Origin of the sequence: Planobispora longispora, from assembly GCF_016863135.1 — a bacterium.
Lineage (GTDB): Bacteria > Actinomycetota > Actinomycetes > Streptosporangiales > Streptosporangiaceae > Planobispora > Planobispora longispora.
In genome coordinates this window covers 36,989-63,091 of record NZ_BOOH01000020.1, presented here as the reverse complement: position 1 = coordinate 63,091, position 26,103 = coordinate 36,989, and the positions used below count along the sequence as shown (strand labels likewise).

At 73.3% G+C, this 26,103-nt stretch carries 25 protein-coding genes; 12 read left to right on the top strand and 13 right to left on the bottom strand.

Annotated features, from left to right (window positions below; genetic code table 11):
- The first annotated feature begins 108 nt into the window (after positions 1-108).
- Positions 109-720 (top strand): TetR/AcrR family transcriptional regulator, encoded by a 612-nt coding sequence (locus Plo01_RS14020; protein ID WP_239316294.1) that lies wholly within the window; start codon positions 109-111, stop codon positions 718-720.
- Complete coding sequence (locus Plo01_RS14015; RefSeq protein WP_239316292.1) at positions 713-1,042, top strand: YciI family protein; 330 nt, start codon at positions 713-715, stop codon at positions 1,040-1,042. The genes Plo01_RS14020 and Plo01_RS14015 overlap by 8 nt, the downstream gene beginning before the upstream one ends.
- A 114-nt stretch (positions 1,043-1,156) precedes the next feature.
- On the opposite strand, the gene Plo01_RS14010 is transcribed toward Plo01_RS14015, so the two are convergent.
- Positions 1,157-1,651: a DUF3145 domain-containing protein gene (locus Plo01_RS14010; protein WP_203891005.1), complete on the bottom strand. Its 495-nt coding sequence runs from the start codon at positions 1,649-1,651 to the stop codon at positions 1,157-1,159.
- Between the two features lie 375 nt (positions 1,652-2,026).
- Here Plo01_RS14010 and Plo01_RS14005 point away from each other — a divergent pair, with 375 nt between their 5' ends.
- The 4 genes from Plo01_RS14005 to Plo01_RS13990 all read left to right on the top strand — a co-directional run bounded on the left by Plo01_RS14005 (position 2,027) and on the right by Plo01_RS13990 (position 6,837).
- Positions 2,027-3,085, top strand: coding sequence for a S8 family peptidase (locus Plo01_RS14005; RefSeq protein WP_203891004.1), 1,059 nt, complete (start codon positions 2,027-2,029; stop codon positions 3,083-3,085).
- Between the two features lie 61 nt (positions 3,086-3,146).
- Positions 3,147-3,704: an RNA polymerase sigma factor gene (locus Plo01_RS14000; RefSeq protein ID WP_203891003.1), complete on the top strand. Its 558-nt coding sequence runs from the start codon at positions 3,147-3,149 to the stop codon at positions 3,702-3,704.
- Positions 3,704-4,159, top strand: a complete 456-nt coding sequence (locus Plo01_RS13995; RefSeq protein ID WP_239316290.1) for a hypothetical protein — start codon at positions 3,704-3,706, stop codon at positions 4,157-4,159. The genes Plo01_RS14000 and Plo01_RS13995 overlap by 1 nt, the downstream gene beginning before the upstream one ends.
- Positions 4,156-6,837 carry a CHAT domain-containing protein gene (locus Plo01_RS13990; RefSeq protein ID WP_203891001.1) on the top strand — a complete coding sequence of 894 codons (2,682 nt, stop codon included), beginning with the start codon at positions 4,156-4,158 and terminating at the stop codon, positions 6,835-6,837. Before Plo01_RS13995 ends, Plo01_RS13990 begins: the two co-directional genes overlap by 4 nt.
- On the opposite strand, the gene Plo01_RS13985 is transcribed toward Plo01_RS13990, so the two are convergent.
- The 4 genes from Plo01_RS13985 to Plo01_RS13970 all read right to left on the bottom strand — a co-directional run bounded on the left by Plo01_RS13985 (position 6,777) and on the right by Plo01_RS13970 (position 12,126).
- Positions 6,777-7,589, bottom strand: coding sequence for a sulfurtransferase (locus Plo01_RS13985; RefSeq protein ID WP_203891000.1), 813 nt, complete (start codon positions 7,587-7,589; stop codon positions 6,777-6,779). The genes Plo01_RS13990 and Plo01_RS13985 overlap by 61 nt on opposite strands.
- On the bottom strand, positions 7,586-8,701 hold the full coding sequence (locus Plo01_RS13980; protein ID WP_203890999.1) for an alkaline phosphatase family protein: 1,116 nt from the start codon (positions 8,699-8,701) through the stop codon (positions 7,586-7,588). The genes Plo01_RS13985 and Plo01_RS13980 overlap by 4 nt, the downstream gene beginning before the upstream one ends.
- Positions 8,698-9,288, bottom strand: a complete 591-nt coding sequence (locus Plo01_RS13975; RefSeq protein WP_203890998.1) for a DUF5998 family protein — start codon at positions 9,286-9,288, stop codon at positions 8,698-8,700. Before Plo01_RS13975 ends, Plo01_RS13980 begins: the two co-directional genes overlap by 4 nt.
- 180 nt (positions 9,289-9,468) lie before the next feature.
- Complete coding sequence (locus Plo01_RS13970; RefSeq protein ID WP_239316288.1) at positions 9,469-12,126, bottom strand: bifunctional acetate--CoA ligase family protein/GNAT family N-acetyltransferase; 2,658 nt, start codon at positions 12,124-12,126, stop codon at positions 9,469-9,471.
- 177 nt (positions 12,127-12,303) lie between these two features.
- Here Plo01_RS13970 and Plo01_RS13965 point away from each other — a divergent pair, with 177 nt between their 5' ends.
- On the top strand, positions 12,304-13,200 hold the full coding sequence (locus Plo01_RS13965; RefSeq protein WP_203890996.1) for a carbohydrate kinase family protein: 897 nt from the start codon (positions 12,304-12,306) through the stop codon (positions 13,198-13,200).
- Between the two features lie 108 nt (positions 13,201-13,308).
- Here Plo01_RS13965 and Plo01_RS13960 read toward each other — a convergent pair whose 3' ends face one another.
- The gene (locus tag Plo01_RS13960) at positions 13,309-14,109 is read right to left on the bottom strand and encodes a Rossmann-fold NAD(P)-binding domain-containing protein (protein WP_203890995.1); all 801 of its coding nucleotides are present in this window, start codon (positions 14,107-14,109) and stop codon (positions 13,309-13,311) included.
- A gap of 71 nt (positions 14,110-14,180) precedes the next feature.
- Between Plo01_RS13960 and Plo01_RS13955 the strand changes: the two genes are divergently transcribed.
- Positions 14,181-14,588, top strand: coding sequence for a winged helix-turn-helix transcriptional regulator (locus Plo01_RS13955; RefSeq protein WP_203890994.1), 408 nt, complete (start codon positions 14,181-14,183; stop codon positions 14,586-14,588).
- A gap of 19 nt (positions 14,589-14,607) precedes the next feature.
- Here Plo01_RS13955 and Plo01_RS13950 read toward each other — a convergent pair whose 3' ends face one another.
- The 5 genes from Plo01_RS13950 to Plo01_RS13930 all read right to left on the bottom strand — a co-directional run bounded on the left by Plo01_RS13950 (position 14,608) and on the right by Plo01_RS13930 (position 20,119).
- Entirely contained in the window at positions 14,608-14,868 is a 261-nt protein-coding gene (locus tag Plo01_RS13950) for a hypothetical protein (RefSeq protein ID WP_203890993.1), read from the bottom strand.
- A gap of 128 nt (positions 14,869-14,996) precedes the next feature.
- Complete coding sequence (locus Plo01_RS13945) at positions 14,997-17,066, bottom strand: RecQ family ATP-dependent DNA helicase (protein ID WP_203891011.1); 2,070 nt, start codon at positions 17,064-17,066, stop codon at positions 14,997-14,999.
- Between the two features lie 63 nt (positions 17,067-17,129).
- Positions 17,130-17,966 carry a TauD/TfdA dioxygenase family protein gene (locus tag Plo01_RS13940; RefSeq protein WP_203890992.1) on the bottom strand — a complete coding sequence of 279 codons (837 nt, stop codon included), beginning with the start codon at positions 17,964-17,966 and terminating at the stop codon, positions 17,130-17,132.
- 369 nt (positions 17,967-18,335) lie between these two features.
- On the bottom strand, positions 18,336-19,127 hold the full coding sequence (locus Plo01_RS13935; protein ID WP_203890991.1) for an SAM-dependent methyltransferase: 792 nt from the start codon (positions 19,125-19,127) through the stop codon (positions 18,336-18,338).
- 179 nt (positions 19,128-19,306) lie between these two features.
- A complete protein-coding gene (locus tag Plo01_RS13930) occupies positions 19,307-20,119 on the bottom strand; it encodes a hypothetical protein (RefSeq protein WP_203890990.1) in 813 nt (270 codons plus the stop codon).
- 75 nt (positions 20,120-20,194) lie between these two features.
- On the opposite strand from Plo01_RS13930, the gene Plo01_RS13925 reads away from it, so the two are divergent.
- Both Plo01_RS13925 and Plo01_RS13920 read left to right on the top strand, forming a co-directional pair.
- Positions 20,195-20,773, top strand: a complete 579-nt coding sequence (locus Plo01_RS13925; protein ID WP_203890989.1) for a GNAT family N-acetyltransferase — start codon at positions 20,195-20,197, stop codon at positions 20,771-20,773.
- Positions 20,774-20,974: 201 nt separating this feature from the next.
- Positions 20,975-23,482, top strand: a complete 2,508-nt coding sequence (locus tag Plo01_RS13920; RefSeq protein WP_203890988.1) for a DNA gyrase/topoisomerase IV subunit A — start codon at positions 20,975-20,977, stop codon at positions 23,480-23,482.
- A 327-nt stretch (positions 23,483-23,809) separates the two neighbouring features.
- On the opposite strand, the gene Plo01_RS13915 is transcribed toward Plo01_RS13920, so the two are convergent.
- Entirely contained in the window at positions 23,810-24,172 is a 363-nt protein-coding gene (locus Plo01_RS13915) for a VOC family protein (RefSeq protein WP_203890987.1), read from the bottom strand.
- A 195-nt stretch (positions 24,173-24,367) separates the two neighbouring features.
- Positions 24,368-24,685 (bottom strand): hypothetical protein, encoded by a 318-nt coding sequence (locus Plo01_RS13910; RefSeq protein WP_203890986.1) that lies wholly within the window; start codon positions 24,683-24,685, stop codon positions 24,368-24,370.
- A gap of 165 nt (positions 24,686-24,850) precedes the next feature.
- Here Plo01_RS13910 and Plo01_RS13905 point away from each other — a divergent pair, with 165 nt between their 5' ends.
- Together Plo01_RS13905 and Plo01_RS13900 are read left to right on the top strand one after the other, a co-directional pair.
- The gene (locus Plo01_RS13905; RefSeq protein ID WP_203890985.1) at positions 24,851-25,345 is read left to right on the top strand and encodes a beta-class carbonic anhydrase; all 495 of its coding nucleotides are present in this window, start codon (positions 24,851-24,853) and stop codon (positions 25,343-25,345) included.
- Between the two features lie 228 nt (positions 25,346-25,573).
- Positions 25,574-25,753 carry a YegP family protein gene (locus Plo01_RS13900; RefSeq protein WP_203890984.1) on the top strand — a complete coding sequence of 60 codons (180 nt, stop codon included), beginning with the start codon at positions 25,574-25,576 and terminating at the stop codon, positions 25,751-25,753.
- Positions 25,754-26,103 lie beyond the last annotated feature (350 nt).

Genomic DNA, 26,103 nt, shown 5'->3' with positions numbered 1-26,103 from the left:
CGGCCGGGGCCGGTTGACATCGTTTAGGACGCCTGTCCTAATATGCCCTCTAGGACAGGTGTCCTAAAGAGTTCCGTCAGGCGGCCGGGCAGTGCGGGAGGTGGGGCAGTGGGCGCGGCGACGACCCGGGCTCATATCGTCGAGGCGGCCGACCGGCTGTTCTATCGGCAGGGTTATGAGCACACATCCTTCGCGGCGATCGCCGAGGCTGTTCACATCTCGCGGGGGAACTTCTACTACCACTTCAAATCCAAGGACGACATCCTGAGCGCGGTGATCGCCGCGCGACTGGAGAGCCGTCGGCGGATGCTGGAGCGGTGGGAGGCCGAGGAGACCGACCCCGCAGACCGGATCCGCAGGTTCGTCGAGATCGTGGTGACCAACCGCGCCGACATCCAGAGGTACGGCTGCCCGGTGGGCACCCTGACCACGGAGCTGGCCAAGCTCGGCCATCCCGCACTGGACGACGCCGGCGGCCTGTTCACGCTCTTCCGCGCGTGGTTGCGCGAGCAGTTCACGCAGCTGGGGCACCCGGCGCAGGCCGACGCGCTGGCGATGCACGTGCTGGCCTTCAGCCAGGGCGTCGCCACGCTGGCGCACGCCTTCCGGGACGAGGACTTCATCCACCGCGAAGTCCAGCGGATGCATGAATGGCTGAGCGCGTACTCCGCCGGCGCCCTGAGCGCCGCCCCCGGGGACGGCGCTCAGGCCGATGCCTGACACACCCGAGTTCAACGATTCCGAGAGGTCTTACATGTTCGTGGTGTTGCTGCGGTTCTCCGCAAACAAGGGCGCCGCCGGTCAGCACATGCCCGGCCACCGGGAATGGATCGAGCGCGGCGTCGACGACGGCGTGTTCCTGCTGGTCGGCGGCATCCAGCCGGGGCTGGGCGGCGCGATCGTGGCACACGGCACGTCGCGGGAGGAGTTGGAGAGCCGCGTGGCGGCCGACCCGTTCGTCGCCGAGGGCGTCGTCAGCGCGGAGATCGTGGAGATCGCGCCGCAGCTGGCCGACGACCGCCTGAAATTCCTGCTCGCCTGAGCGCGTCTCCTGCGGGCCCCGTCGTACGGCAGCACCGGGAAGGCTTAGGAGGCGCTGCCGTACCGGGAAGGCTTCGGGAAGGCGGGACCCGTACCGGGAGGGGGCGGGTGAGACTCAGACGGCGGCGTGCAGCCAGCGGACCGGCGCTCCCTCGCCCGCGTAACGGAACGACTCAAGCTCCTCGTCCCACTGCCGGCCCAGCATGCGGTCCAGCTCCTCCTCCAGCACCACTCTGCCCTGGCGGGCCAGCAACATGGCCGAACGCAACCGGTCCTCAGGGATCATGATGTCGCCGCTGGCCCCGATCACCGCCGTGAAGGCGCCCAGGGCCGGGGTGTAGGCGTGACGGGAGCCGTCGGCCTCCGGGGAGGCGTCCTCGGTCACCTCGAAGCGGATGCGTTGCCAACCCATCAACGACGAGGTGATGGCCGCCGCGGTTCCCGGGCGACCCTGCCATTCGGCCTGTGCGCGCACATGACCGGGCGCGGCGGGCTGGGGCGTCCACGTCAGGTCTACAGGCACGCCAAGGACGCCCGCGACCGCCCATTCGATATGAGGGCACAGCGCGGGCTGAGCCGAGTGGACGTAAAGCACGCCACGAGCAGACACCGGACCTCCCGTTTCGTACGAGGTGCGCCTTCCCCAACGGCCTCGTCCGCGGATGATCACAAGTGACTGAAGGAGAGACTACCGTCGGTTGCGACATCGCACCAGAGGGCGGTCATACCAAGATGGCGCGTTCCGCGCGGGCGCCGTACGAGCAGGTACGGATTTCACCATCCCACCGCGGTCGCGGAGTGCGACTTTACCTTTTGTTCGATCTTGTTCTCGAACAAAAGGTAAAACTCTGAATCGTCCCGGACACCGCCGGGATCGCGACGCCCCGGCGGACACGGCGGAAACCCGGGAGTTCACCGCTCCGCGCCGTGGGCATGCGGCATCGTTCGGGAAGCAGATCTCGACGGACACCGGACCGGAGGACATATGGACGCCGACATCGAACGGGTCGAACCCGTCCCGGGCTCACCCGCTCTGATCAGACCGGGCCAGATACTGACCGACGCCCCCGGAGCGGAGGCCGCGGCGCGCTGGACCGCCGCGGTGACCGAGGCCGAGGGCCTCTTCCGGCTCCGCCTCTCGCCCGGCGTGGATGTCTGCGATCTGGCGACCACGCTCAGGGACCGGGGTCACCGAGCCTCCGCCAACCACGTCCTGCGGGGCCAGCCTCTCTTCTTCGGAGGTCCGGCCTCCCGGCCCTTTCCCGCCGACCCGGTCCCCGCGCCTCCTCCCGGCGAGAGCCCCGTGACCGTGGCGGTGCTCGACACCGGCGTGGCCGCGCACCCGTGGTGGCGGGAGAGCCCCTGGTTCCGGGAAGGGCGCCACGACGGGCCTGAGCCGCCGGACTCCGACGGCGACGGCGACGGCGAACTGGACGCCCAGGCGGGGCACGGCACGTTCATTGCCGGACTGGTCCTGCGTTCGGCCCCGGGCGCGCGACTGCGCCCGGTCCGGGTGCTGGACGGCCACGGCGTCGGGGACGAGGCCGGACTGCTGCGGGCCCTGGCCCGCCTTCGGGACGCCCCTCCCCAGGTGGTCAACCTCTCCTTCGGCGGGCACACCTTCGACGACCGCCCCTCCCCTCTGGTCCAGGCGGCCCTGGAGGAGCTGACCGGCACGGCGGTGGTCGCCTGCGCGGGCAACACCGCCTCGGAGCGCCCCTTCTGGCCGGCCGCGCTCCCCGGGGTGACCGCCGTCGGCGCCCTGGACGCCGCCGAGGAGACCCGGGCGCCGTTCTCGGCCCACGGCCCGTGGGTGGACGCCTGCGCGCGGGGAGAGTGGCTGTCCAGCGCCTTCCTGGAGCACGGGGCCTTCCGGGGCTACGCGCGATGGAGCGGGACCTCCTTCGCCGCCGCCGCGGTCAGCGGCGTGATCGCGGCAGCCGCCGCCACGATGCCGCCGGCGGAGGCGGTGGACCGCGTGCTGGACCCGGAGCGCGCCCGGCGGATCCCCGGGCTGGGAACCGTGGTGCCGATCTCCCGGTAAAGTCTCACTCCGGGTAATCCCATGAACACTTTGCGCACCTGACGCGATCATGGAGGACCGGGTGATCGACCGGCACACGATCGACGCCGTCCTGGACGGCGACCAGGCGGCCTGGGACGCGATGGTCAAACGGCTGAGCCCTCTCGTCTGGTCCGCGGTCCGCTCCTACGGCCTGAGCCCGGCGGACGCGGCCGACGCGGCGCAGGGCGCCTGGCTGCGGCTGGTCGAGCACCTGCCCGGCATCCGCGACCCCGAGCGGATCGGCTCCTGGCTGTTCACCACCGCCAGGCGGGAGGCGTCGCTGCTGTGCAGGCGCAACCGGGACGAACGGCTGGTCCCCGATCCGGTCGAGCCGGACGGGCCGCCCGGTCCCGAGCAGGCCCACGCCGACCCGGCGCTGGCCGTGCTGACCGCCGACGAGGGACGCCGCCTCTGGCTGACCGTCGAGAGCATGAACGAGCCCTGCCGGTCGCTGCTGCGCCTGATGGCGCAGGCCCCCGACGCGGGCGTGCGCCAGCTGGCCGGCCGCCTGGGCATGCCCGCCGGCAGCTACGGTCCCACCCGGGGCCGCTGCCTCGACCGGCTCCGCGCCATGCTCGCACCGGAGGCCGCGCCGTGATGCCGCACCCTCCCGACGACGAGGCCCTGATCGCCGCGCTCCGCCTGGCCTCGGGGCTCGACCCCGTGCCCGAGCGCGTCTCAGCCGCCGCCCGGGCCGCCTTCGCCCTCCGGCTGCCGGGCGCCGCCGTGGCCCGGCCGGTCGCCGTGCCCGCCCCGTCCGGCGTGCGCTCCGCCGGGCGGGACCGCCTGCTCCGGTTCGGCGCGGACGGACTCGTCCTCGACCTGGAGATCGAGCCCTCGGCCGGGCTGGTCGATCTGGCCGGGCAGATCACCCCCCATCCCGGGGCGGGAGCCCTGGTCGAGGTCCGCACCCCCCGCCTGACCGAGTCGCGCGACCTCTCTCCGGCCGGCCGGTTCGCCGTGACCGGCCTGCCCCCCGGGTGGTTCAGCGTGGTCTGCCACCGCCCGGACGGTCCCCCCGTCGCGACGGTCTGGACCCGGATCGGGCCTTGACCGCCGTCCCCGCCGGCCTCCCCGGTCACACCACCGCCCTCCCCGGTCACACCACCGCCCTCCCCGATCACGCCGGCGGTCTTCCCGGCCAGGCCGACGATCTCTCCGGCCGCACCGGTGCCCCTTCCATCCACACCGACGATCTCTCCGGCCGCGCCGACGCAGGTCCCGTCCGGGCCGCCGAACGCGCGGTCCGCATGGCCGCGGACGACCCCGCCGCCGCCGGAGACCTGGCGCGCTCCGTGCTGGACGCCCTGGGAATCGAAGCGGCGTCGGCCGGGTCCGGGGCTGAGGCGGCGTCGATCGCCTACCGGGCACTGGCCCTGGCCGCGCGCGAGCTGGGCGACCTGCCCCTGGCCGAGGAGCACCTGGACCGGGCCGTGGACATCGCGCTCACGGCCGGGATGCCGCACCGGGCGGCCCAGGCCCGGCTCTCGCTCGTCGCCGTCCAGGCCGAGCTGGGCCGTCCCCGCCAGGCCCTGGCCGTCGGCTTGGAGGCCGAGCCGTACCTCACCCCGGCCGAGACGGCCAGGCTCGGCGTGAACCGGGCGGCGGCCCTGATCCGGCTGGGCCGCCACGAGGAGGCGATCCGCCACTGCGACCGCGCAGAGAGCCTCCTCGGCGACGATCCCGTCTTCCTCTCCGGGGCGATGCTGAACCGGGGACTGGCCTGCGTCTACCTCGGCAGGTTCGCCGCGGCCGAGACCGACCTCGCGCGGAGCGCGGAGCTGGCGCGGGCGGCGGGACTGGAGCACGTGCTCGCGCTGGCCGAGGGCAATCTGCCGTTCCTGGCCGCGCGGCGAGGCGACCTGCCCGCGGCGTTCGCCGCCTACCTGCGCGCGGAGCGGAGCCTGTTCGGCTGCCCGGAACGGCTGGCCACGGTCCGCTGCGACCTGGCCGGCGCGTTGATCGACGCCCACCTCCCCGGCGAGGCGCGGGTGCTGCTCGACCTCGCGGTGCCGGAGCTGACGGCGGCGGGCGCGGAGACCGCGCTGACGGAGGCCCGGCTGATGCTCGCCCGGGCTCAGCTGCGCTCCGGCGACCTCCGTCACGCCCTCGACAGCGCGGAGCTGGCCCGGACGGAGCTGACCGACCAGGGGCGGACGGCCGAGGTCCCGCTCGCCACCGAGATCGTCCTGCGCGCCCGGCTCCGGCTGGACCCGCCCGGCGAGCCCTCCCCTCACCGGACGCGTCCCGCGGCCGGACCGGCCGGCGACGCTCCGGGGGGCACGGGCCTGCTCGCCGAGATGGTGTCGTGCGCGGGCGACCTCGAGGCGGCGGGTCATCCGTCGGAGTCCCTCCGGCTCACCGCCGCGGAGCTCGCGCTCCACCTGGGTGACGGCCGCACCGCGCACGCGCAGCTCGACCGGCTCGCCTCGGCCGGGCGGGGGGTGGTGGCGCGGCAGGCGACCGCCCTGCGGCGGGCGGCGGCGGGAGACCGGCGCGGGGCGTTCGCGGCGATCCGCACGGGGCTGGCCGGGGTGGGCGCGGACGCGGCGCGGCTGAGTGATCCCGCGGTGCGTGCGCACGCCGTACGGGCCGGTGAGCCGCTGGCCGGGCTCGGCCTGTCCCTCGCGCTGGAGACGAACCGGGGCGAGAGAGTGCTGGCCTGGGCGGAACGGTGGCGGGCCGTCGTCCGCGGCGCGGGGCGGCCCTCCGCACCCGATCCCGGGGAGTTGCGGGCCGCTCTGGGCGAGAGCGCGCTGGTGGAGTTCGTCCGGCACGGTGACGACCTGGTCGCCGTGGCCGTCACCCCCGGCCGGATCACCCTGCGCCGGCTGGGTTCCCGCGCCGCCGTCGCCGAGGCGACCGTCAGGCTCCGGTACGGCCTGCGCCGGGCGCACCTGCGGGACGGCCCCGCGTCCGGCACGGCGGGGGAGGCCGCCGCGGTGGAACGGCTGGTCCTCGGCCCGTTCCTGCGCCTGCTGGGCGATCGCCCGCTGGTGGTCGTGCCCACCGGCGCCCTGCACACCCTGCCCTGGCCGGCGCTCCCGGCGAACGCGGACCGGCCGGTGACCGTCGCGGCGAGCGCCGCCGCCTGGCTGGCCGCGCGCCGCGCGCACGCCCTACCCGGCGGGGGTGGGAACGGCGCCGGGACCGTCGTGGTGGCCGGCCCGGGAGTGCGGTGCGCGGAGGCCGAGGCGGGCATGGTCGCCGCGCACCGCCCCGGGACCGAGCGGGTCGCGGCGACGCGGCGGGCGGTCACGGCGGCGCTGGAGCGGGCGGCGGTGGCGCATCTGGCCGCCCACGGCACGTTCTGCGCGCACAGCCCGCTGCTGTCCGGCATCGACCTCGACGACGGCCGGCTCATGGCCTACGACCTGCTCCGGCTCCGCCTGTCACCGGGCCTGGTGGTGCTGTCGGCGTGCGATACGGGCATGGCGCGCGCACCGGCCGACGGGGCGCCGCTGGGGCTGGCCGGGACGTTCCTGGACCGGGGGGCGCGGTGCGTGGTGGCGGGCCTGGTGCCGGTGCGCGACGAGGAGACCCTGACGCTGATGACGGCCTTCCACGGCCTGCTGGCCGCCGGTCACCCGCCCGCCCGGGCGCTGGCCCTGGCGGGCGGGAGGACCGGGCTGGGCGGGGTCGCCGGGTTCGTCTGCTTCGGGTACGGCGATCAGCCGGTGGCGACCGGCCGGGAGGGGTCGGCCACCCAGTTGGACCAGGACCCCACGTAGAGGGCCGCGGGGATGCCCGCCACCTCCAGGGCCAGCACCTGGTGGGCGGCCGTCACGCCGGAGCCGCAGTAGACCCCCACGTCGACGCCGGGGACCGCGCCGAGCGTGTTGAACCGCTCGCGGAGGAACTCCGGCAGGTGGAAGCGGCCGGCGGGGTCGACGTTCTCCGTGGTGGGCGCGCTGGCCGCGCCGGGGATGTGCCCGGCGACGGGGTCGATCGGCTCGACCTCGCCCCGGTATCGCTCGGCGGCGCGGGCGTCCAGGAGCAGGCCGTCGTAGGCCAGCTTCGCGGCCGTGTCGGCGTCGAGCATGGGCATGCCGCCCGGGCGCGCGGTGAAGTCGCCGGGCGCGGGCTCCGGCACGTCCGCGGAGAGGGGGCGGCCCTCGGCTCTCCAGGCCCGCAGGCCCCCGTCGAGGACCCGGACGTCGGAGTGGCCGAAGTAGCGCAGCGTCCACCAGGCACGGGCGGCGGCCATCGCGTCGGCCTCGTCGTAGACGATCACGGGCCGGGAGCCGGAGACGCCCAGGCGGCGCATCGCCTCCTGGAAGCGGCCGGTCTCCGGGAGCGGGTGACGGCCCCCGGGCCCGGCCGGGGCGGCGAGGTCGGCGTTCATGTCGCAGAAGACCGCGCCGGGGACGTGCCCCTCGCGGTAGGAGTCGCGCCCGGGCGGCCCGCCGAGCTTCCAGCGCACGTCGAGGATGACGGCCCCGTCCAGCGCGGCCAGGTCCGCGGGTGTGATCAGCGGGTTCATCGGGTGCTCACCTCCAGCATCGGGACGTACTGCTCCGCGGGGGTCAGCGAACCGTGGTATCCGGTGAACGACGACTCCAGCGGCTCGGCCTCCGAGGCGACGATGACGGCGTCGTCGCTGGGCACGGCGACCACGTCGCCGATCCTCGGCAGCCACTCGTCGCGCACGCGCGGCCCGAACCAGCCGGAGGCCACGGCCTCCTCCCGGGAGGCCACCCACGCCCTGCCCGCCAGCAGGCCGCGCCAGGTCTCCAGCACGGCCCCCGCGGCTCCGGGCGCGGCGTAGACGTGCCGGGCCCTGGGTTCCCCGCCGAGCAGGGCGACGCCCCGGCGCAGCTCGGGGACCGCGTCGACGTCGACGCGCTCGGCGGCGTTGACCATGCCGTGGTCGGCGGTGACATACATCGCCGAGCCGGGCGGGAGCGTCCCGGCCAGGCGCTCGGCCATCCGGTCCACCAGGGCGAGCTGGTCGAGCCACTCGGGGCTGCCCCAGCCGCACAGGTGGCCGAAGGAGTCGAGGTCGCCGTAGTAGACCGTCACGTGGGCGCGCGGTTCGGCCAGGGCTCGGCGGACTCCCTCGATCCGGTCGTCGACCTCGTCGGCGCCGATGAAGCGCACGCCCCGGTAGACGGCCCGGTTGAACCCGGTGCCCTCGAAGTAGGCGGGGCCGACGTAACTGGCGGAGATCCCGGCCGCCGCCGCCCGCTCGAAGACGGTCGGGGTGGGCTGCCAGTCCTCGGGCTCGATCGGCTCGCCGGGAGTGGTCCAGCGCAGGCAGTTGAACAGGTGGCCCGCGCCGGGCACGGCGACCTGGTAGCCCAGCATGCCGTGCTCGCCCGGGGGCAGGCCGGTGCCGAGCGTGCCGAGGCTGGTCGCGGTCGTGGCGGGGAACCCCGCGGTGAGCGTCCGGTCCAGCCGGGAGGACAGGAACGGGGCCGTCTCCGGGTGGGCGCGCAGCAGCTCCGCGCCCAGGCCGTCGACCAGGAAGAGCAGGATCCGCTCCGCGGGGGCGAGCCCGAGCGGGTTGGCGGAGTCCATCCCCAGGACGGCCAGCAGCGAGGCGGACAGGTCGGCGAGCGAGGCCTCGCCGTACGCCGGGACGAGGGGGCTCACGAGGCGGCGCGGGCGGTCGCCTCGGACAGCGCCTTGGCGAAGGCCAGCACGTGGGAGACCGCCTCGGGCCCGTCGGCCGCCTCGCTCACCCGCAGGGAGAGGTCGTCTGCCGTGATGGCGCCGGTGTAGCCGTGGTCGGCCTCGCAGTTCTCGTCGCCGCAGGTGGCCGGCTCCAGGTCGACGTGGGAGATCGCGCCCCAGCCGATGGTGAGCGTGACCTCGGTGGGCGGCACGCCCGGCACGTAGGAGGCGGGGTCGGGGACGACCCGGGTCACGGCGACGGACTGGATCCGGCTCAGGCGCACGGCCTCGGTGGTCGTGGAGGCGTGCGCGGCCGAGACCCCCTCCACCGCGGGGTGCTCGTCGGTATGGCAGACGAGCAGCCGGGTGGGCGAGAGCACCAGCACGGTGACGTGCCTGCGCACCTCCATGGCCGGGTCGAACGTGGCCTCGTGGTGCACCACGTAGGCGTTCACCTGCTCCTTGCCCAGGGCGGATTCGACCGCGTCGGCGACCAGGTCGGGGTAGTAGCCACTGCGGTCGATCGCGTCGCGCAGGCCGGCGGACGGGAGTCGGGTTTCCCTCATGGGTCCATCCTGCCCTGTCCGGGGTGGCGGTTTCATCCCGAGCGTCTCTCGGTACGGCCTCCGCCGGGCCCGAACCCGGTCCCGGACCACCCGAACCGCCCGAACGCCCGGACCATCCGGACCATCCGGGCCGGCCGCCAGGTGGAAGCCGTCAGACACGACCGGCCGGTCAAGAGCCCCTCAGCTGAGACGGCGCGGGCCGTCGTCGGGCCGGGGCCCCTCGGGGCTGCGCAGGACGGCGCGCGCGCCCAGCACGATCACCCCGGACTCCCCCACCAGCACCGGGTCGAGGTCGAGCCGCGCCACCTCGGGCAGATCGTCGGCCAGCTTCCCGACCCGGACCAGCAGGTCCTCCAGCGCCTCGACCGCGACCGGCGGGTAGCCGTACTCGCCGAACAGCAGCGGGGCCGCGCGGGGCGCCCGCACCAGCGCCGCCGCGTCCTCGGGCGTCAGGGGGGCGAGCCGGTACACCTCGTCGCGGAGCAGGCGGGCGGTCACCTCGCCGAGCCCGAAGGAGACGACCGCGCCGAACGCGGGATCGTCCACGACGTTCACCACGGTCGGCACCGCGGGCTGGGGCACCATGCGCTGCACCGCCAGCACGGCGTCCGGGCCGAGCTGGCGCGTCAGGTCCGCGAAGGCGTCCCGCACCCCGTCGGGCCCGGCCAGGCCCAGCCGCACCGTCCCGGCCCGCTTGGCCGCCTCCGGGTCGGCGGCCTTCAGCACCACCGGCCAGCCCAGCCGCTCGGCCGCGGCCACGGCCTCCTCCGGCGAGGAGACCACCTCGGCGGGCCAGATCGTCAGCCCGTAGCGGGCCAGCAGCTCCGACGCCTCGACCTCGGTCCGGACGTGCTCGCCGGGGATCTCCCGCAGCGGGCCGGTGTGCGGCGGATTCTCGATCATCCGCTCCACGAGCTCCCGCGCGGCGGCGGCGTCCACGTCGCCGATCTCCACCGGCGTCCCCGCGGGCTGCTCGCGCCAGCGCGCGTACCGCACGACGTGGGCCAGGGCGCGGACAGCCTCCTCCGGGGCCGCGTAGGACGGGATCGACCCCTGCTCGGGGGCGGGGCCGGTGCGCAGCTCGGGCGGCATGCCGAGCTTGCCCTCGAAGGTGGTCAGGACCGGCTTGCCGCCCTCCCGGGAGACGCGCAGCAGCTCGGCGGCGACCTCGGCGGCCCGGCCCGGGATCGGCGGCATGTAGATCGCGACGACGGCGTCCACCTCGGGCAGCAGGGAGGCCAGGGCCGTGCCGTACTCGGCGGCGCCGGCCCGCGCGCCGAGGTTGACCGGCGGGCGCGGTTCGAGGCCGGCCCGCGCGCAGGCGTCGACGGCGAGCAGGGCCAGCGCGTCGGAGTTGCTCACCAGGCCGACCCGGGGCCCCGCAGGCAGCGGCTGGCAGGCCAGCAGCTGCGCCACGTCGAACTGCTGGATCAGGTCGTCCACCCGGATCACCCCGGCCTGCTCGAACAGCGCGCTGAGCGCGGTGTCGGGCAGGCCGAGCACGGGGGCGGCGTGACCGGTGGGCACGCCCTGGGTGGTGCCGCCGCTCTTGACCACCACGATCGGCTTGCGCCGGGAGATCCGGCGGGCCAGGCGGGCGAACTTGCGCGGGTTTCCCAGCGACTCCAGGTAGAGCAGGATCACGTCGGTGGCCGGGTCCTCCTCCCAGTACTGGAGCAGGTCGTTGCCCGAGACGTCGGCGCGGTTGCCCGCCGAGACGAACGAGGAGATGCCCATGCCCCGCTGGGCGACCCGCTGCAGCAGCGCCGTGCCCAGGGCGCCCGACTGGCTGAAGAAGCCGACCCGGCCCCGGCCGGGGATGGTCGCGGCGAGGGTGGCGTTCAGCCGGACCGCGGGGTCGGTGTTGGCGATGCCGAGGCAGTTGGGGCCGACGACGCGCAGGCCGTACGCGCGGGCGATGCGGACCAGCTCGTCCTGGCGGGCCCGTCCCTCGGACCCGGTCTCGCCGAACCCGGAGGAGACCACGATCAGCCCGCGCACGCCCTTCTCCGCGCACTCCTTCACGACGTCGATCACCGCGTCGGCCGGTACGGCGAGCACGGCGAGGTCCACCTCGCCGTCGATGGCCGTCACGTTCGGGTAGGCCCGCACCCCGGCCACCGCCCGCGCCTCGCGGTGGACCGGGTAGACCGGGCCGGTGAAGTCCGCGCCGAGCAGGTTGCGCAGCACCGTCTGGCCGACGCCGCCCGGCTCGCGGCCCGCGCCGACGACCGCCACCGAGCCCGGGGTGAGCAGCCGCTCGATGGAGCGGGCCTCGGCCCGGTGCTCGCGGGAGGCGGTCACCGCCTGCGAGGTCTCGGTCGGGGTGAGGTCGAGCGTCATCCGTACGACGCCGTCGGCGAAGCGGCTCTGCGCGGTGTAGCCGGCCTGCTTGAGCACCGCCATCATCTTCTGGTTGGCGGGCAGCACGTCGGCGACGAACTTGGCGATGCCGTTCTCCCTGGCGGTCTCGGCCAGGTGCTCCAGCAGCACCGAGGCGACGCCGCGGCCCTGGTGGGCGTCCTCGACCAGGAAGGCCACCTCCGCCTCGCCCGGCTCGATCCGGTCGTAGCGGATCACCGCCACCATCTCCGTGCCGATCGTGGCGATCAGCGCGACCCGGTCCACGTAGTCGACGGTGGTGAACCAGGTCACCTCGCGGTCCGACAGCCGGGGCCGGGGCCCGAAGAAGCGGAAGTAGATCGACTCCTCGGAGAGCCGGGAGTAGAAGGCCCGCAGCCGATCCGCGTCGGCGGGCTTGATCGGGCGCACGTGCGCCGTGCCCCCGTCGGACAAGACGACGTCCGCCTCCCAGTGGGCGGGATACTGAGCATCCACAGTCCCGAGAGTAGACGCGAATCTCACATGTGGGATCAGCCGGGCGGATTCACGCAACGCTTGTGCATCGACTACGACCCGGTCTTCGATCCGAGCCCCATTACCTGGCCGGAAGCTGTTAGGTTTTTGACGGCTCCATAAGCACGTCGGCATCGAAGGCAACAAGGTGGTGACATCATGACGCGGGTGGTCGTGGTGGGCGATCTCATGACCGACGCGGTCGCGCGGGCCCGCTACCCACTGGCAAGAGCCAGTGACACACCGGCCATCGTCACCATGCACGGCGGCGGCTCCGGGGCCAACATCGCCTCCTGGCTCGCGGTGGAGGGCGCGGAGGTGGCCTTCATCGGCCGCCGGGGCGCCGACATCACCGGCCGCAACCGTGACATGGAGCTGATGGGGTACGGCGTCGACGCCCGCCTCGTCATGGACCCCGAGCGGCCGACCGGCACCTGCGTCGTGCTCGTCACGCACAAGGGCGAGCGCACCATGCTCTCCGATCCCGGAGCCAACGCGGCCCTGTCCCCCGAGGACCTCCCCCGCGACCTGTTCTCGCAGGGCGGTCACCTGCACGTCTCGGGCTACACCCTGATCAACGAGGGGTCCCGCGAGGCGGGTCTCGCGGCCCTGGAGATGGCCCACCGGGCCGGGATGTCCATCTCGGTCGACTGCTCCTCCTCGGCCCCGCTGGAGCGCACCGGGGCCGAGCCGTTCCTGGAGTGGACCCAGAGCGCCAAGCTGCTGTTCGCCAACGCCGACCAGGCCAAGGTCCTGACCGGCCGCGACGAGCCCGAGGCCGCCGCCAAGGTGCTCACCGCCTGGTTCCCCCAGGTCGTGATCAAGCTCGGCGCCGAGGGCGCGCTGTGGTACAGCGCCAGCAACCGCGGCGAGCCGGTCCGCGCCCCCGCCGAGTCGATCGAGCGCGTGGTCGACGGCACCGGTGCGGGCGACGCCTTCGTCGCGGGCTTCCTCCCGGCCTGGCTGGAGGGCAAGCCCCCGGCCGACTCCCTCGCCGCGGGCAACGGCCTGGCCGTCAAGGCCCTCGCCCACCTGGGCGCCCGCCCGCGTCTCTGACGCTCCCGGCCGGGCCCCGCTCCGGGGCCCGGTTCCCTCCTTCCGTCTCCGGCCCCGGCCGGGCCCGCTCCGGCGCCCGGTCCGTCCTCATCCCCGGCTCCCGAACCGTCAGCCGGCCTTCCCCGCGATCACGTCCAGCGCCTTCCTGGGCGCCGTGCCGAGCACCGCGCGCAGTTCGCCCCCCGTACCGTCCAGGAATCCGTGGGCGATCGCCGAATACGTTCCCACCAGCATCGGCGTCTGGAACGGCGCGGCGCCGGAGGCCGCGATGCGCGCGCGTGCCTGCGCCATCGTGCCCGGCCGGTAGACCCCGCCCAGCGCCTCGGCCACTTCAGCGCCGCCGACGGCCTCCTCCCCGACCAGGTCGTACACCTCGCCCGCGTGCGGGGCCGGATCCAGGGCGACACGGCACGCCGCGTCGGCCAGATCCCGGCGGGCGACCGCCGCCAGCTTCCCCCCGCCCAGCGGCGCGGTGATCCGTCCCTCGGCGTCCGGAGCCGCCAGCCACGCGAGCAGCTCGGCGTACAGACCGTTGCGCAGGATGGTCCATGCCGCCGTGCCGGACCGCAGGCGCCGCTCGGTCCAGCGGTGGGGCAGCGCGTACGGCAGGTGGTCTCCGGCGGAGGCCAGGCTGGTGTAGACGATGTGCCCCACCCCGTCACGCTCCGCGGCGTCGATCACCGCCCCGTGCCGGGCGATCACCACGTCGTCCTCGCCGTACCCGGCCGAGATCAGCAGCAGCGTGGTCACGCCGGCGAAGTCCAGGCTCGCCGGGTCGTCGAAGTCGACCCGGCGCCGGCCGTACTCCGGATTCCTGCTGGCGAGCACCACATCCGCACGCCCGGCCAGCCCCGCCGCGATCAATGTGCCCAGCTCACCCGAGACGCCCGTCACCAGAAGCATTTTCATCCCCCTTAGGGTGGTTCTCCTGGAGAACCACCCTGGCGCTCCCAGCCGCGCCCGCGTAAGGAGGCACATTCATGTCAGCCACGCACACCGCGGTAACCACCCCCGCACCGGCCGTCTCCTGCGCCGAGGACTGCGGCATCCGCGACGTGCTCGACCGCATCGGCGACAAGTGGTCCGTGCTCGTGGTCGTGGAACTGGCCCACGGCAAACGCCGCTTCCGTGAACTCCTGCGCGCCGTCGACGGCATCTCACAGCGCATGCTCACTCTGACCGTCCGCCGCCTGGAACGTGACGGGCTGGTCAGCCGCACCGTCTACCCGACAGTCCCGCCGCAGGTGGAATACGAGCTCACGGCCACCGGCCACAGCCTCACCCACCTGCTCAAGGCCCTCGCCGACTGGTCGGCCGCGCACCGCGAGAGCATCGCCGAATCCCGCCGGCGCTGGGACGCCGAGAACCCCGGCTCCGGCGTCCACTGACCCCGCCGCCCCGGTGAGATCACTCCCCCTGGCGCGCCGAGCCCCCGTCCGCTCCGTCCGCCTTCACATCGGCGCCCTCACCGGTCGTCTCGCCCAGGCCGGCCGCGCCCGGCGGCATGGCGGAGCCGGTGCCGTGCGCCCGGTCGGCCGGATTCGTCTCCGCGTCCGGATAGGACGTCTCCAGCGGCGAGCCGGCGCTGCCGACGGTGTCCTCCATCCGCTGGTCGGCGGGCGTGCCGGGGTCGGAGGCCCAGCTGTCGTCACGTTCGGTGTCGCTCATGGCGCTCACCTACCCCGGCGGCCCTGCTTCTACCGGGGCGTACGGCCCGCGTGACGGGACCGCCGTCAACGATGCACGCACGGCGACGGCGGCGGCCGAAGTGTCGGGCGGGCCCGGCGGCTCGGCGGTCAGCTCGTCACCGCCAGGGCCAGCGGCAGCACGGCGGGGGCGCCGGCGTGGCGGAGCAGGGCGGCTCCGAGGGTCATCGTCCAGCCCGTGTCGACGCGGTCGTCCACCAGCAGGACCGGGCCGCCGGCCGCGGCGACCGCCGGGCCCAGGGCGGCGGGCATGGCGAGGGTGCCCCGGACGGCCTGGACCCGCTGGGCGCTGTTGAAGCGCCGGGCGGGCGGCCCCGACCGGTAGCCCAGGTCGCCCAGGTAGGACAGGCGGCCCACCTGGGACAGCCGCTCGGCCAGGCTGCGGACCAGCTGGGGGCGGGCGGCCGAGGGCACCCCGACCACGGCGACCGGGCGCTGCTCCCACTCCCAGGACGACAGCACCGTGACCACGGCGGCGAACACGTCGTCGGGGACCGGGCCGTCGGGGGCGCCGTCGGCGAGCAGGCCGCGCAGGCGGTTGCCCCACCCGATGTCGGTGAGGCGGCCCAGCGCCCGGCCGGGCTCGGCGCCCAGCTCCGGCTTGATCCGTCCCTTGAGGTCGCTCAGCCCGATGGGCCACTGCTTGCGGGTCTCGATCTCCACGCCGGGCCGGTGCAGGCTCTGGGACGCGCGCTCGACCGCGTCCGCCTCGACCTCGGGCGAGCGGTGCACGCCGGTGCAGTTGTCGCAGCGTCCGCAGGGCGCGGCCGACTCGTCGTCCAGCAGGCGGCGGAGGAACTCCTCGCGGCAGCCGGTGGTGCCGAGGTAGTCGAGCATGGCCTTCTGCTCGGCCTCGCGCTCGGCCGCGACCCTGGCGTAGCGGTCGGCGTCGTAGACCCACTCCTCGCCGGTGGCCTCCCAGCCGCCCCGGACCCGGCGGACCGCGCCGTCCACGTCGAGGACTTTGAGCATGCTCTCCAGGCGGGTGCGGCTGAGGTCGACCCGGCTCTCCAGGGCGGCGGTGGACATCACCCCGCCCTCGGCCAGCGCGTCCAGCACGCTCCGCACGACCGGCTCCGGCGGGAAGGCCAGTGAGGCGAAGTAGGCCCAGATCTCGCGGTCTTCGGCGCCGGGCAGCAGGATCACCTCGGCCCGCTCGACCCCGCGCCCGGCCCGGCCGACCTGCTGGTAGTAGGCGACCGGGGACTGCGGGGCGCCGACGTGGACCACGAACCCGAGGTCGGGCTTGTCGAAGCCCATGCCCAGCGCGGAGGTGGCGACGAGAGCCTTGATCTTGTTGTCCAGCAGGGCCTGCTCGGCGGCGAGCCGCTCGGCCTGCTCGGTCTGGCCGGAGTAGGCGGCCACCTCGTGCCCCTGCTCCCGCAGGTAGGCGGCGATCTCCTGGGCGGCGGCCACGGTGAGGGTGTAGACGATCCCGGAGCCGGGCAGCTCGTGCAGGGTGCGGGCGAGCCAGGCCAGACGCTGCTCGGCGCCGCGCAGCCGTACGACGCTCAGGTGGAGGCTCTCGCGCTCCAGCGGCCCGCGCAGGACGAGCGTCTCCTCGCCGAGCTGTTCGGCGACGTCGTGGGTGACGCGGGCGTTGGCGGTCGCGGTGGTCGCCAGGATCGGCACGCCCTCGGGGAGGTTCTCGAAGAGCGTGCGCAGCCGCCGGTAGTCGGGGCGGAAGTCGTGGCCCCAGTCGGAGATGCAGTGCGCCTCGTCCACCACGACCAGGCCCGCGCTCTCGGCGAGCGCGGGCAGGACCTGGTCACGGAAGTCGGGGTTGTTGAGCCGCTCGGGGCTGACCAGCAGCACGTCGACCAGGCCGTCGGCGACCTGCCCGTAGATCTCCTCCCACTCCTCGGGGTTGGCCGAGTTGACGGTGACCGCGTGGATCCCGGCGCGCTCGGCGGCGGCGATCTGGTTGCGCATCAGCGCCAGCAGGGGCGAGACGATGACCGTCGGCCCCTCGCCCAGCTCGCGCAGGAGCGCGGTGGCCACGAAGTAGACCGCCGACTTGCCCCAGCCCGTGCGCTGCACCACCAGCACCCTGCGCCGGTCCATGACCAGCGCCTTGATGGCAGACCACTGGTCCTCGCGCAGCCTGGCGTGCTCTCCGGCGAGCGCGCGCAGCCGCTCCTCGGCCTCTTCCCGCAGCATCAGCTCTTCGCTCACCGGTCCTTGTTATCAGGTCCCGGTGACGTTTCGCCCCGCCGCCGGATTTCAGCTGGTCCGGTACTCGGGGTCCAGGTGCTCGGGGAAGGCGTTGATGGTGACGCGGTGCATGCGGCGCCGTTCGGTGTAGTCGGCCACCGCGTAGTGCTGGGTGCCCCGGTTGTCCCAGAAGGCCAGGGTGCCCGGACGCCAGTTGAGCCGGACCTGGAACTCGGGGGAGCGGATGTGGTCGATCAGGTACGGCAGCAGCGCCTCGTTCTCCCGGTCGTTGAGCTGGACGAGCCTGGTGGTGGAGGCGCGGTTGACGAACAGCGCCTTGAGCCCGGTCTCGGCGTGCACGCGCACGACGGGCCGCTCGATCGGCGGCCACTTGGCCTGGATCTCGGCCAGGTCGAAGTCGTGCCCCTTGGAGATGGCCTTCTTCATCGAGGCGGTGATGTCGTGGATGGCGGTGAGCTCGTCGCAGAGCCGCTGGATGGACGGGGAGAGCGCCTCGTAGGCCATGCAGGCGTTGGCCCAGAGGGTGTCGCCGCCGACGCTGGGCAGCTGGACGCAGCGCAGCAGCGATCCCATCGGCGGGATCGGCTCGAAGGTGTTGTCGCTGTGCCACTCGTCGCCGCCCTCGCCCTTGGGGTCGATCTGGTCGAGGACGTGGATGGCGGAGCCGCTGTCCTTCTTGAAGGCCGGGTGGTTGATCGTGCCGAAGTTCTCGGCGAAGCGGATGTGCTCCTCGTCGGTGATCTGCTGGTCCCTGAAGAACAGGACCTTGTGCTTCAGCCAGCCCTGGCGGATCTCGTCGACCTCGCCCTGCGACAGCGGTTTGCGCAGGTCGACGCCACTCACCTCGGCGCCGATGTGCTTGGTCACCTGCTTGAACTCGATCATGTCCGGACGCTCCTCCATCGGTGGCCGCATGCCGGTCACGGAGGCGGCCAGGCCGCGCGTGACCCGTTGTCCCAAGCGGAGCCCGACCGCGCCAATCAAGCAACCGCTTGGTCAAGCATATGCCCGAACCGCGTCCCGGAAGAGAGTGACGTGGGTCACTCGCAGGAGAGAATCTCCGCGTGGGCCGGGGGCTCCCCGCATGCGCAAGCCCCGGCGCCCGACGGGGCGCCGGGGCTTGCGGACTGCCGGGGCCCGGTGGAGCGCCGGGCCTGGCGGAGTGTCAGAGCTCGGCGGACCGTCAGATCCTGCGGAGCGCCGGAGCCCGGCAGATCGTCAGAACCCGGCGGCCCGCCGGGAGCCGGCGGGCGGTCACGCCTTCAGCGCCACACCGCCGTAGGTCCACACGCGCGACAGGTCCACGCCCTTCTCCTGCTCGTCCGGGTGCCAGAGCGGCACCTGGACCAGTCCCGGCTCCAGCAGCTCCAGGCCGCCGAACTGGCTCAGCACCTCCGCGTGGGTGCGCGGCAGCAGCGTCGTCCTCTGCCGGGCGGCGACGTCGGCGAGCGCCGCCGAACGCTCGGGGCTGACGTCGGAGGCCATCTGCGAGACGGCCAGGTAGCTGCCGGGGGCCAGCGCCTTCATGTAACGGGCGAGGATCCCCGCCGGATCCTCCGCGTCGGTGACGTTGTGCGTCACCGAGACGACCAGCAGGGCCACCGGCTCGCCCAGATCGAGCAGTTCCCCCGCCTCGGCGAGGACCGCCTCGGGCTCACGCAGATCCCCCTCGAGCATGCGCACGCCCGCGCGCTTGGCCAGCAGCGCCCTGCCGTGATTGACGACCACCGGATCGATGTCCACGTAGACGACCCGGGAGTCCTCCCCCGCGATCTCGTGCACGTTGGGACTGGTCGGGAACCCGGTCCCGACGTCGAGGAACTGGCGCACCCCCAGCCCCGCCAGGTGGCGCACCACGCGCACCAGGAAGCGCCGGTTGGCCAGCGCGATGTCCCTGACGTCCGGGGCGGCGGCCAGCCCCTGCTCCGCGGCGGCGCGGTCCGGCGGGAAGTTGTCCTTGCCGCCGAGCAGGTAGTCGTAGATCCGGGCGGGGTGCGGGCGGCCCATTCCCAGGTCGGGCGCGGAATGCTGACTGTCGTCGGACACGGCTGCTCCGTCAGGGGGGAAGGTACGGAAAGATCCGGTGTTGATCATGCCGTGTCACGACATGAGCGGCAATAGACCGGCGGAGACCGCACCGCCGTGCCGTCGCCGTACCGCCCCGTGGAGCCGGACGCGGCGTGTCGCCGGAAGGAGGTCAGAGGGACGAGCCCGAGCGGGGGCCATCAGATCTCCTCGACCGACCCGCACTCCCCTTCCTTCATCGGGGCCGACTCACCGTCGTAGGCGTCCGTCACCGGACCGTCCCCTCCCTCCTGCAAGGTGAAGTCGGGCTGCAGGAAGGCGCCGGTGGAGTCGCACCGGATCCCGGCGCTCCACGCGTTCGCCGTCTCGCCATCCCAGTTCCGGAGCTTGCCCCCGGGCCTGTCCCGCCAGAACAGGTGATGCGCCTTGACGTAGGTCATCACCCTGACGATCGGCTCCTGCTTGCCGGCGGGCCGTACGGCGTAGACGAAACGGGCCTCGTAGTCCACCCTCAGCTCCGGTTCGCCGTCCGCGTCCTTGGCGGCCACGGGGGTCAGCCTCCCCTGAACCTTGATCACGTCGCCGACCAGCTCCGTCGTCCCCGGCGCGAAGCTGTTGACCCACCCCCGGGTGTCCTTCTCCGGGTCCTTGTGATCGAGGTCCTTCAGGAAACCCTTGCGCTGCTCCGGATCGAGCAGCGCGGCGTAGGCGTCCGGCTTCCCGCCGAGCAGCGTCTGCCGGTCGAGGTAGGCGGCCTGCAGCAGGCGGCTGCTGGTCTCCAGGGCCGAACGGACGTCCTCGGCGGAGAAGCTCCCCACGGCCTCGGCCTCGGGAACCGCGATCCCCGCGGCGCCGTCGGCGAACTTCTCCGCGGGCGACCCCCTGAACGGCGCATCGGCGGTGATCACCGCCGGGTCGGCCATCTCCGCCAGGACGCCTCCGGCGATTCCGCAGCCCGCCAGCGTCCCCGCAAGGAGGGCCGCCGTGATCGTCATCATCGCTCGTCTCAGCATGGCGGGATATTAGTGATAAACCACCCACCCCTCCGCCCGGTGAGACCTTCGGGCCGTGGTTTCATGAGGGCCACTATGGACGTCACCACCTGGTATCTCGAGCAGACCTCCCCCGCCGATCTGATCCCCGCCAAGCCTTCGGCGATCGAGCTGGACATCGTCCGCGCCGAGATCCCCTCCCCCGAGCTCAACCGCTTCCTCTACACCGCCGTCGGCGGCGACTGGCAGTGGACGGAGCGGCTGCCGTGGACCTGGCGGGAGTGGAGCGAGTGGCTCGGCCGCGGCGTGGAGACCTGGGTGGCCTACCACCGCGGCACGCCCGCCGGATACGCCGAGCTGGTCCCGCAGGACGGCGCGGCGGTCGAGGTGGCCTCGTTCGGCCTCATGCACTGGGCGATCGGCAAGGGCGCGGGCGGGCGCCTGCTGGAGTTCTGCGCGGCCCGCGCCTGGGATCTGGCCGAACGCCGCCCCGACCGCGAGCCGACCCGCCGGGTCTGGCTGCACACCTGTTCCCTCGACGGCCCGGCGGCGCTCCCGGCCTACCAGGCACGCGGGTTCCGGATCTACGACAGCAGGCTCAACGTGCCCGGCGACGAGGACGAGGGCGTCACCCCCGGCCCCTGGCCCGGCGCCGGCCCGCGCGCCGGCTCATGACGACACGGCGGCCGGGGAGCCACGCCCGCCGCGGGGACCGTCCGCATGACGACCGGGGGCCCGCGCCCACCGCGGAGATCATCCGCCTCCGGTCGCGAATCGCCGTATCCGCCGGTCAACCGCCACCCCATATCCCCACATAACGGTCCGTCACCACGGTGAAGTCGCGGGCACCCCCCAGACTTCGGCAGAATGTTCGACATGGCCCGACGGACGACCACACCCCCGCCTGACGAGGACTTCGAGGAGCGGATCGTCGATATCGACGTGTCCGCGGAGATGCGCACCAGCTTCCTGGAATACGCATACTCGGTGATCTACCAGCGCGCGCTGCCCGACGCCCGCGACGGTCTCAAGCCGGTGCAGCGCCGCATCCTCTACTCGATGAGCGAGATGGGCCTGCGGCCCGACCGGGGACACGTCAAGTCGTCGCGGGTCGTCGGCGACGTCATGGGCAAGCTCCACCCGCACGGCGACACCGCCATCTACGACGCGCTGGTCCGCATGGCGCAGCCGTTCTCGATGCGGTTGCCGGTGGTCGACGGGCACGGCAACTTCGGCTCCCCCGACGACCTTCCCGCCGCGATGCGCTACACCGAGGCCCGCCTGGCCGCCTCGGCCATGGCCATGGTGGAGTCGATCGACGAGGACACCGTCGACTTCAAGCCCAACTACGACGGCCAGGAGACCGAGCCCACGGTCATGCCGTCGGCGTTCCCGAACCTGCTGGTCAACGGGGCCACCGGCATCGCGGTCGGCATGGCCACGAACATGGCGCCGCACAACCTCGCCGAGGTGGTCGCCGCCGCCCGCCACCTGATCAAGAAGCCGGACGCCACGCTCGACGAGCTGATGCAGTTCGTCCCCGGCCCCGACCTGCCCACCGGCGGCATGATCATGGGGCTGGACGGCGTCCGCGACGCCTACGCGCGCGGCCGGGGCACCTTCCGGATGCGCGCCACGTGCTCGATCGAGCAGGTCAGCCCCCGCCGCAAGGGCATCATCGTCACCGAGCTGCCGTTCAACGTCGGCCCCGAGCGGGTGGTCACCAAGATCCGCGAGCTGGTCACCGCCAAGAAACTCCAGGGCATCTCCGACCTGAAGGACCTCAGCGACCGGCACCGGGGCCTGCGCCTGGTCATCGAGATCAAGAACGGCTTCATCCCCGAGGCCGTGCTGGAGGAGCTCTACCGGCTGACGCCGATGGAGGAGAGCTTCGGCATCAACAACGTGGCCCTGGTCGACGGCGAGCCGCGCACGCTGGGCCTGCGCGAGCTGCTCCAGGTCTACGTGGACCACCGCCTCGACGTGGTCCGCCGCCGCTCGGCGCACCGCCGCCGCAAGCGGGAGGACCGGCTCCACCTCGTCGAGGGCCTCATCATCGCCCTGCTCAGCATCGACGAGGTCATCCGGCTCATCCGCGCCTCCGACGACTCGGCCCAGGCCCGCCAGGGCCTGATGGAGACCTTCGAGCTCTCGGAGATCCAGGCCAACTACATCCTCGACACCCCGCTGCGCCGCCTGACCCGCTACGACAAGCTGGAGCTCGACCGGGAGAAGCAGACCCTGCTCGACGAGATCGCCGAGCTGACCGAGATCCTGTCCTCCGAGAACCAGCTGCGCAAGGTCGTCTCCAGCGAGCTCGCGCAGGTCTCCAAGACCTACGGCACCCCCCGCCGCACGGTCCTGGTGGAGGCCTCGGGGGTCACGAAGAAGACGGCGGCCCCGCTGGAGCTGGAGGTGGCCGACGACCCGTGCCTGGTGCTGTTCTCCTCCACCGGCCTGCTGGCCCGCACGGCCGACGCCACCCCGCTCCCGGGCGAGGGCAGGCGCACGACCCACGACGTGCTGGTCTCGGTGGTGCGGAGCACCGTGCGGGGCGAGATCGGCGCGGTCACCAGCGAGGGCCGGATGATCCGCGTCCAGGTGGTCGACCTGCCGACGCTGCCGCCGGCGACCGGCCTGCCGTCGCTGTCCGGCGGCCACCCGATCTCCGAGTACGTCACGCTGAACCCCGGCGAGACGGTCGTGGGCATCGGGTCCCTCGATCCCGACGGGCCCGGCCTGGCGCTGGGCACCGCGCAGGGCGTGGTCAAGCGGGTCGTGCCCGACTACCCGCCCAACCGCGACGAGTTCGAGGTCATCGGGCTCAAGGACGGCGACACCGTGGTCGGCGCGGTGGAGCTGACCTCCGAAGACCACGACCTGGTCTTCATCACCTCCGACGCGCAGCTCCTGCGGTATTCCGCCTCCGTCGTCCGGCCGCAGGGCCGCCCGGCGGGCGGCATGGCCGGAGTCCGGCTGGACGACTCGGCCCGGGTCATCTGGTTCGGCGCCGTGGACCCGGCCCTGGAGTCCCGGGTCGTGACGATCGCCGGATCCTCCACCGCCCTGCCCGGCACTCAGATCGGCGGGGCGAAGATCTCCGACTACGCCGAATACCCGCCCAAGGGCCGTGCCACCGGCGGCGTGCGCGCCCAGCGGTTCCTCAAGGGCGAAGACGTGCTGCTGCTCGCCTGGGCCGGCCCCGGCCCGGCCCGCGCCGTCTCGGCCACCGGCAAGCCGGTCCCGCTCCCGGATGAGCTCGGCCGCCGCGACGGCTCCGGCCTCCGCCTCACCCACACCGTGGCCGCGGTGGGCGGCGCCCTGGGAACGACCGTCCACGTGCCCGCCGGCGAGCCCAGGTCCGCCGGGGAGAGCGAGGAATAGCGGGGGACGACGCCCTCCGCCGGGGCCGCCTCACAGATCTTCGCCGTGACCGCCGATCGGGCGGCCGCGGCAGGCGAGAAGACGTGCGAAGCGGGCCCCGCGAGGCGACGTGGGCTCCAAGCCGCAACCCGGCCCAGGAAGCGGCCACGCGCCCCCTGAGTGCGGTTCCGGCCCGGGAGGACCAAATACCCCTCGGATGCACCTCAGCCCCTCAGGGCACGACTCAGCCCCTCGGGATGCGGCTCAAGGCGTTCCGGGGCGGTCTCAGGGCGTCCTGGGGTGACCTCAGGACGTTCCGGGGTGACCTCAGGACGTTCCGGGGTGACCTCAGGGCAGACAGAGGCAGAAGGGGTGACCGGCGGGGTCGAGGTAGACCCGGAATTCGCCGTCCTCGCTGGGCTGGTGCTCGTGCTTGACCGCGCCGATGGCCAGCACCTCGGCCTCGGCCCTGTCCAGGTCGTCCACGGTCACATCGAGGTGGAACTGCTGCGGCCGGTCCGGGTTGGGCCAGTCGGGCCGCTGGTGGTCGGCCGCCAGCTGGAAGCAGAGGCGCCCCGTCCCGTCGGTGACCACCACCCAGTCGTCCTCGACGCTGGTGATCTCCCAGCCGACGAGGGCGCTGTAGAAGTCGGCCAGGCGCTTCGGGTCGGGGCAGTCGATGACGACGGATCGCATCCGGGCGATTCCCATGATTCCTCCCACGCGAGACACCATCAAACAGATGATGACGGTGTTCCGATCGATTCGCCAGGAAACTGCCCCGACCCCGCGCGGACATGCGTCAGGATCGCGACCGCCGAGGCGGCGTCCGACGCCCCGGGCGGCCGTTCAAACCGGAGGCGGCCGTTCAAACCGGAGGCGGCCGTTCAGACCGAAGGCGGCCGTTCAGACCGGCGAACCCTGAAGAAGGGAGGTGATCTCGGTGAGCAACTGCCTGGGCTCTCCGGTCTCCCAGAAGCGCACCAGTTTGGCGATCTCATCACCGGGCTGGAAATCGCCGAAACCATGCGGGCCGAAGCGTCCCGCCGCCGCCAGCGCCTCCAGGAACGGGTCGTCGTCGGCCAGCGTCTCGACATAGGCGGTCGCGTCGAGCAGCGCGAGCGCCGAACGCGCGTTGCGCCCCCTGTCGCGGACCTCCACCCGGTCCAGCTTCCTTCTGGCCTGTTCGCGCAGATAGCCGGCCAGGGATTCGCTCCTGCTCATGACTCTCTCCATGTGATTGCTTTGCGTCACGGCATCATTACCTATAGCGAGCGATGATCGCGCGATCTTCTGTAACTTGGCCGCCGGTGGCCCCCCGGAAATATCTACGAAACGGGCATGAGGGATCATTAACCCGATGATTCCGCTGACCGAGAGGTGTATCAGGTGACCGCCTTCGACGACCTGCTGGCCGCCAACGAGGAGTTCTCCGCCACGTTCACCGACGCGGAGCTGACCGGGAGAGCGGCCCAGGGGCTGGCCATCGTCACGTGCATGGACTCCCGCATCGACCCGCTGGGGGTGTTCGGCCTGAAGCCGGGCGACGCCAAGATCCTGCGCAACGCGGGGGCCCGGGTCACCGACGACGTCCTGCGCACCCTCGTCCTGGCGGTCACTCTGTTGAACGTGAGCCGGGTGCTGGTCATGCCGCACACCGACTGCGGGATGGCGAAGGTCACCGACGACGACGTGCACCGCCTCGCCGCCGAACGGGGGGTGGACACCCGCAGCCTGGAGTTCCACACCGTCCCCGACCAGGACGCCGCCCTCCGGCACGACCTGGTCCGGATCAGGACCAGCCCGTTCCTCCCGCAGGACATGCCCGTGGGCGGGGCCATCTACGACGTGCGCACCGGGAAAATCCTCCCCGTCGAGCTGTGACGGCTCCGGCCGTACGGTGACCGCCGGACGGCCGCCGCGCCGTCCCCACCGCGGCCACGCGCCTGGGGGATCGCGTGGACCCGGCGGATCGCACCCCCGCCGCGGCCACGCGATCCGCCGGGCGCACCCCTCCGGGGACAGGGTCTGGCAAGCCAGAGGAATACCGGCGCCCGTGCCGGGAACGGGCAGACGCAATCATCCGGTCAATTCTCGGCAAGGAGTTGTCTCGTGGCAGCGCGGTACGTGGTGAAGAAGACCTCTGCGGGATTCCGTTTCAACCTGGTGGCCGGCAACGGTGAGATCATCGCCACCAGCGAGTCGTACACGACGAAGGCCGGCGCGTTGAAGGGCATCGAGGCCGTCAAGGCCAATGCCAACGCCCCCGTCGACGACCAGACCGGCAACTGACGCCGCCGGGGCCGGCGGCCCGTGAGCCGTCCACCGCCGGGGCACCGGGGCAAGAGCCACTGGCGCCCCGGCGGCAGGCGCAGCCATGGAGATCGGCGCCCCTGCTCTGAACCGGTGCGCCCGCCCTGGAAGCGACATTCGCCCGGAGTGCGCCTCTCCCAGGGGCGACGTCCGTCTGAAGCACGCCTCTCTCGGGGGCGACGTCCGCCTGGAGCGCGTCTTCTCCGAGAACGACGTCCGCCTGGAGCGCGTCTCCCGGGTCTTCCGCCTGCCGTACGACAGCCGGGATCCGGGGCGCGTCCTGTGGCCGCACCATGCGGATCACCGCCGGCGCGGAGATCCGTAAGGTG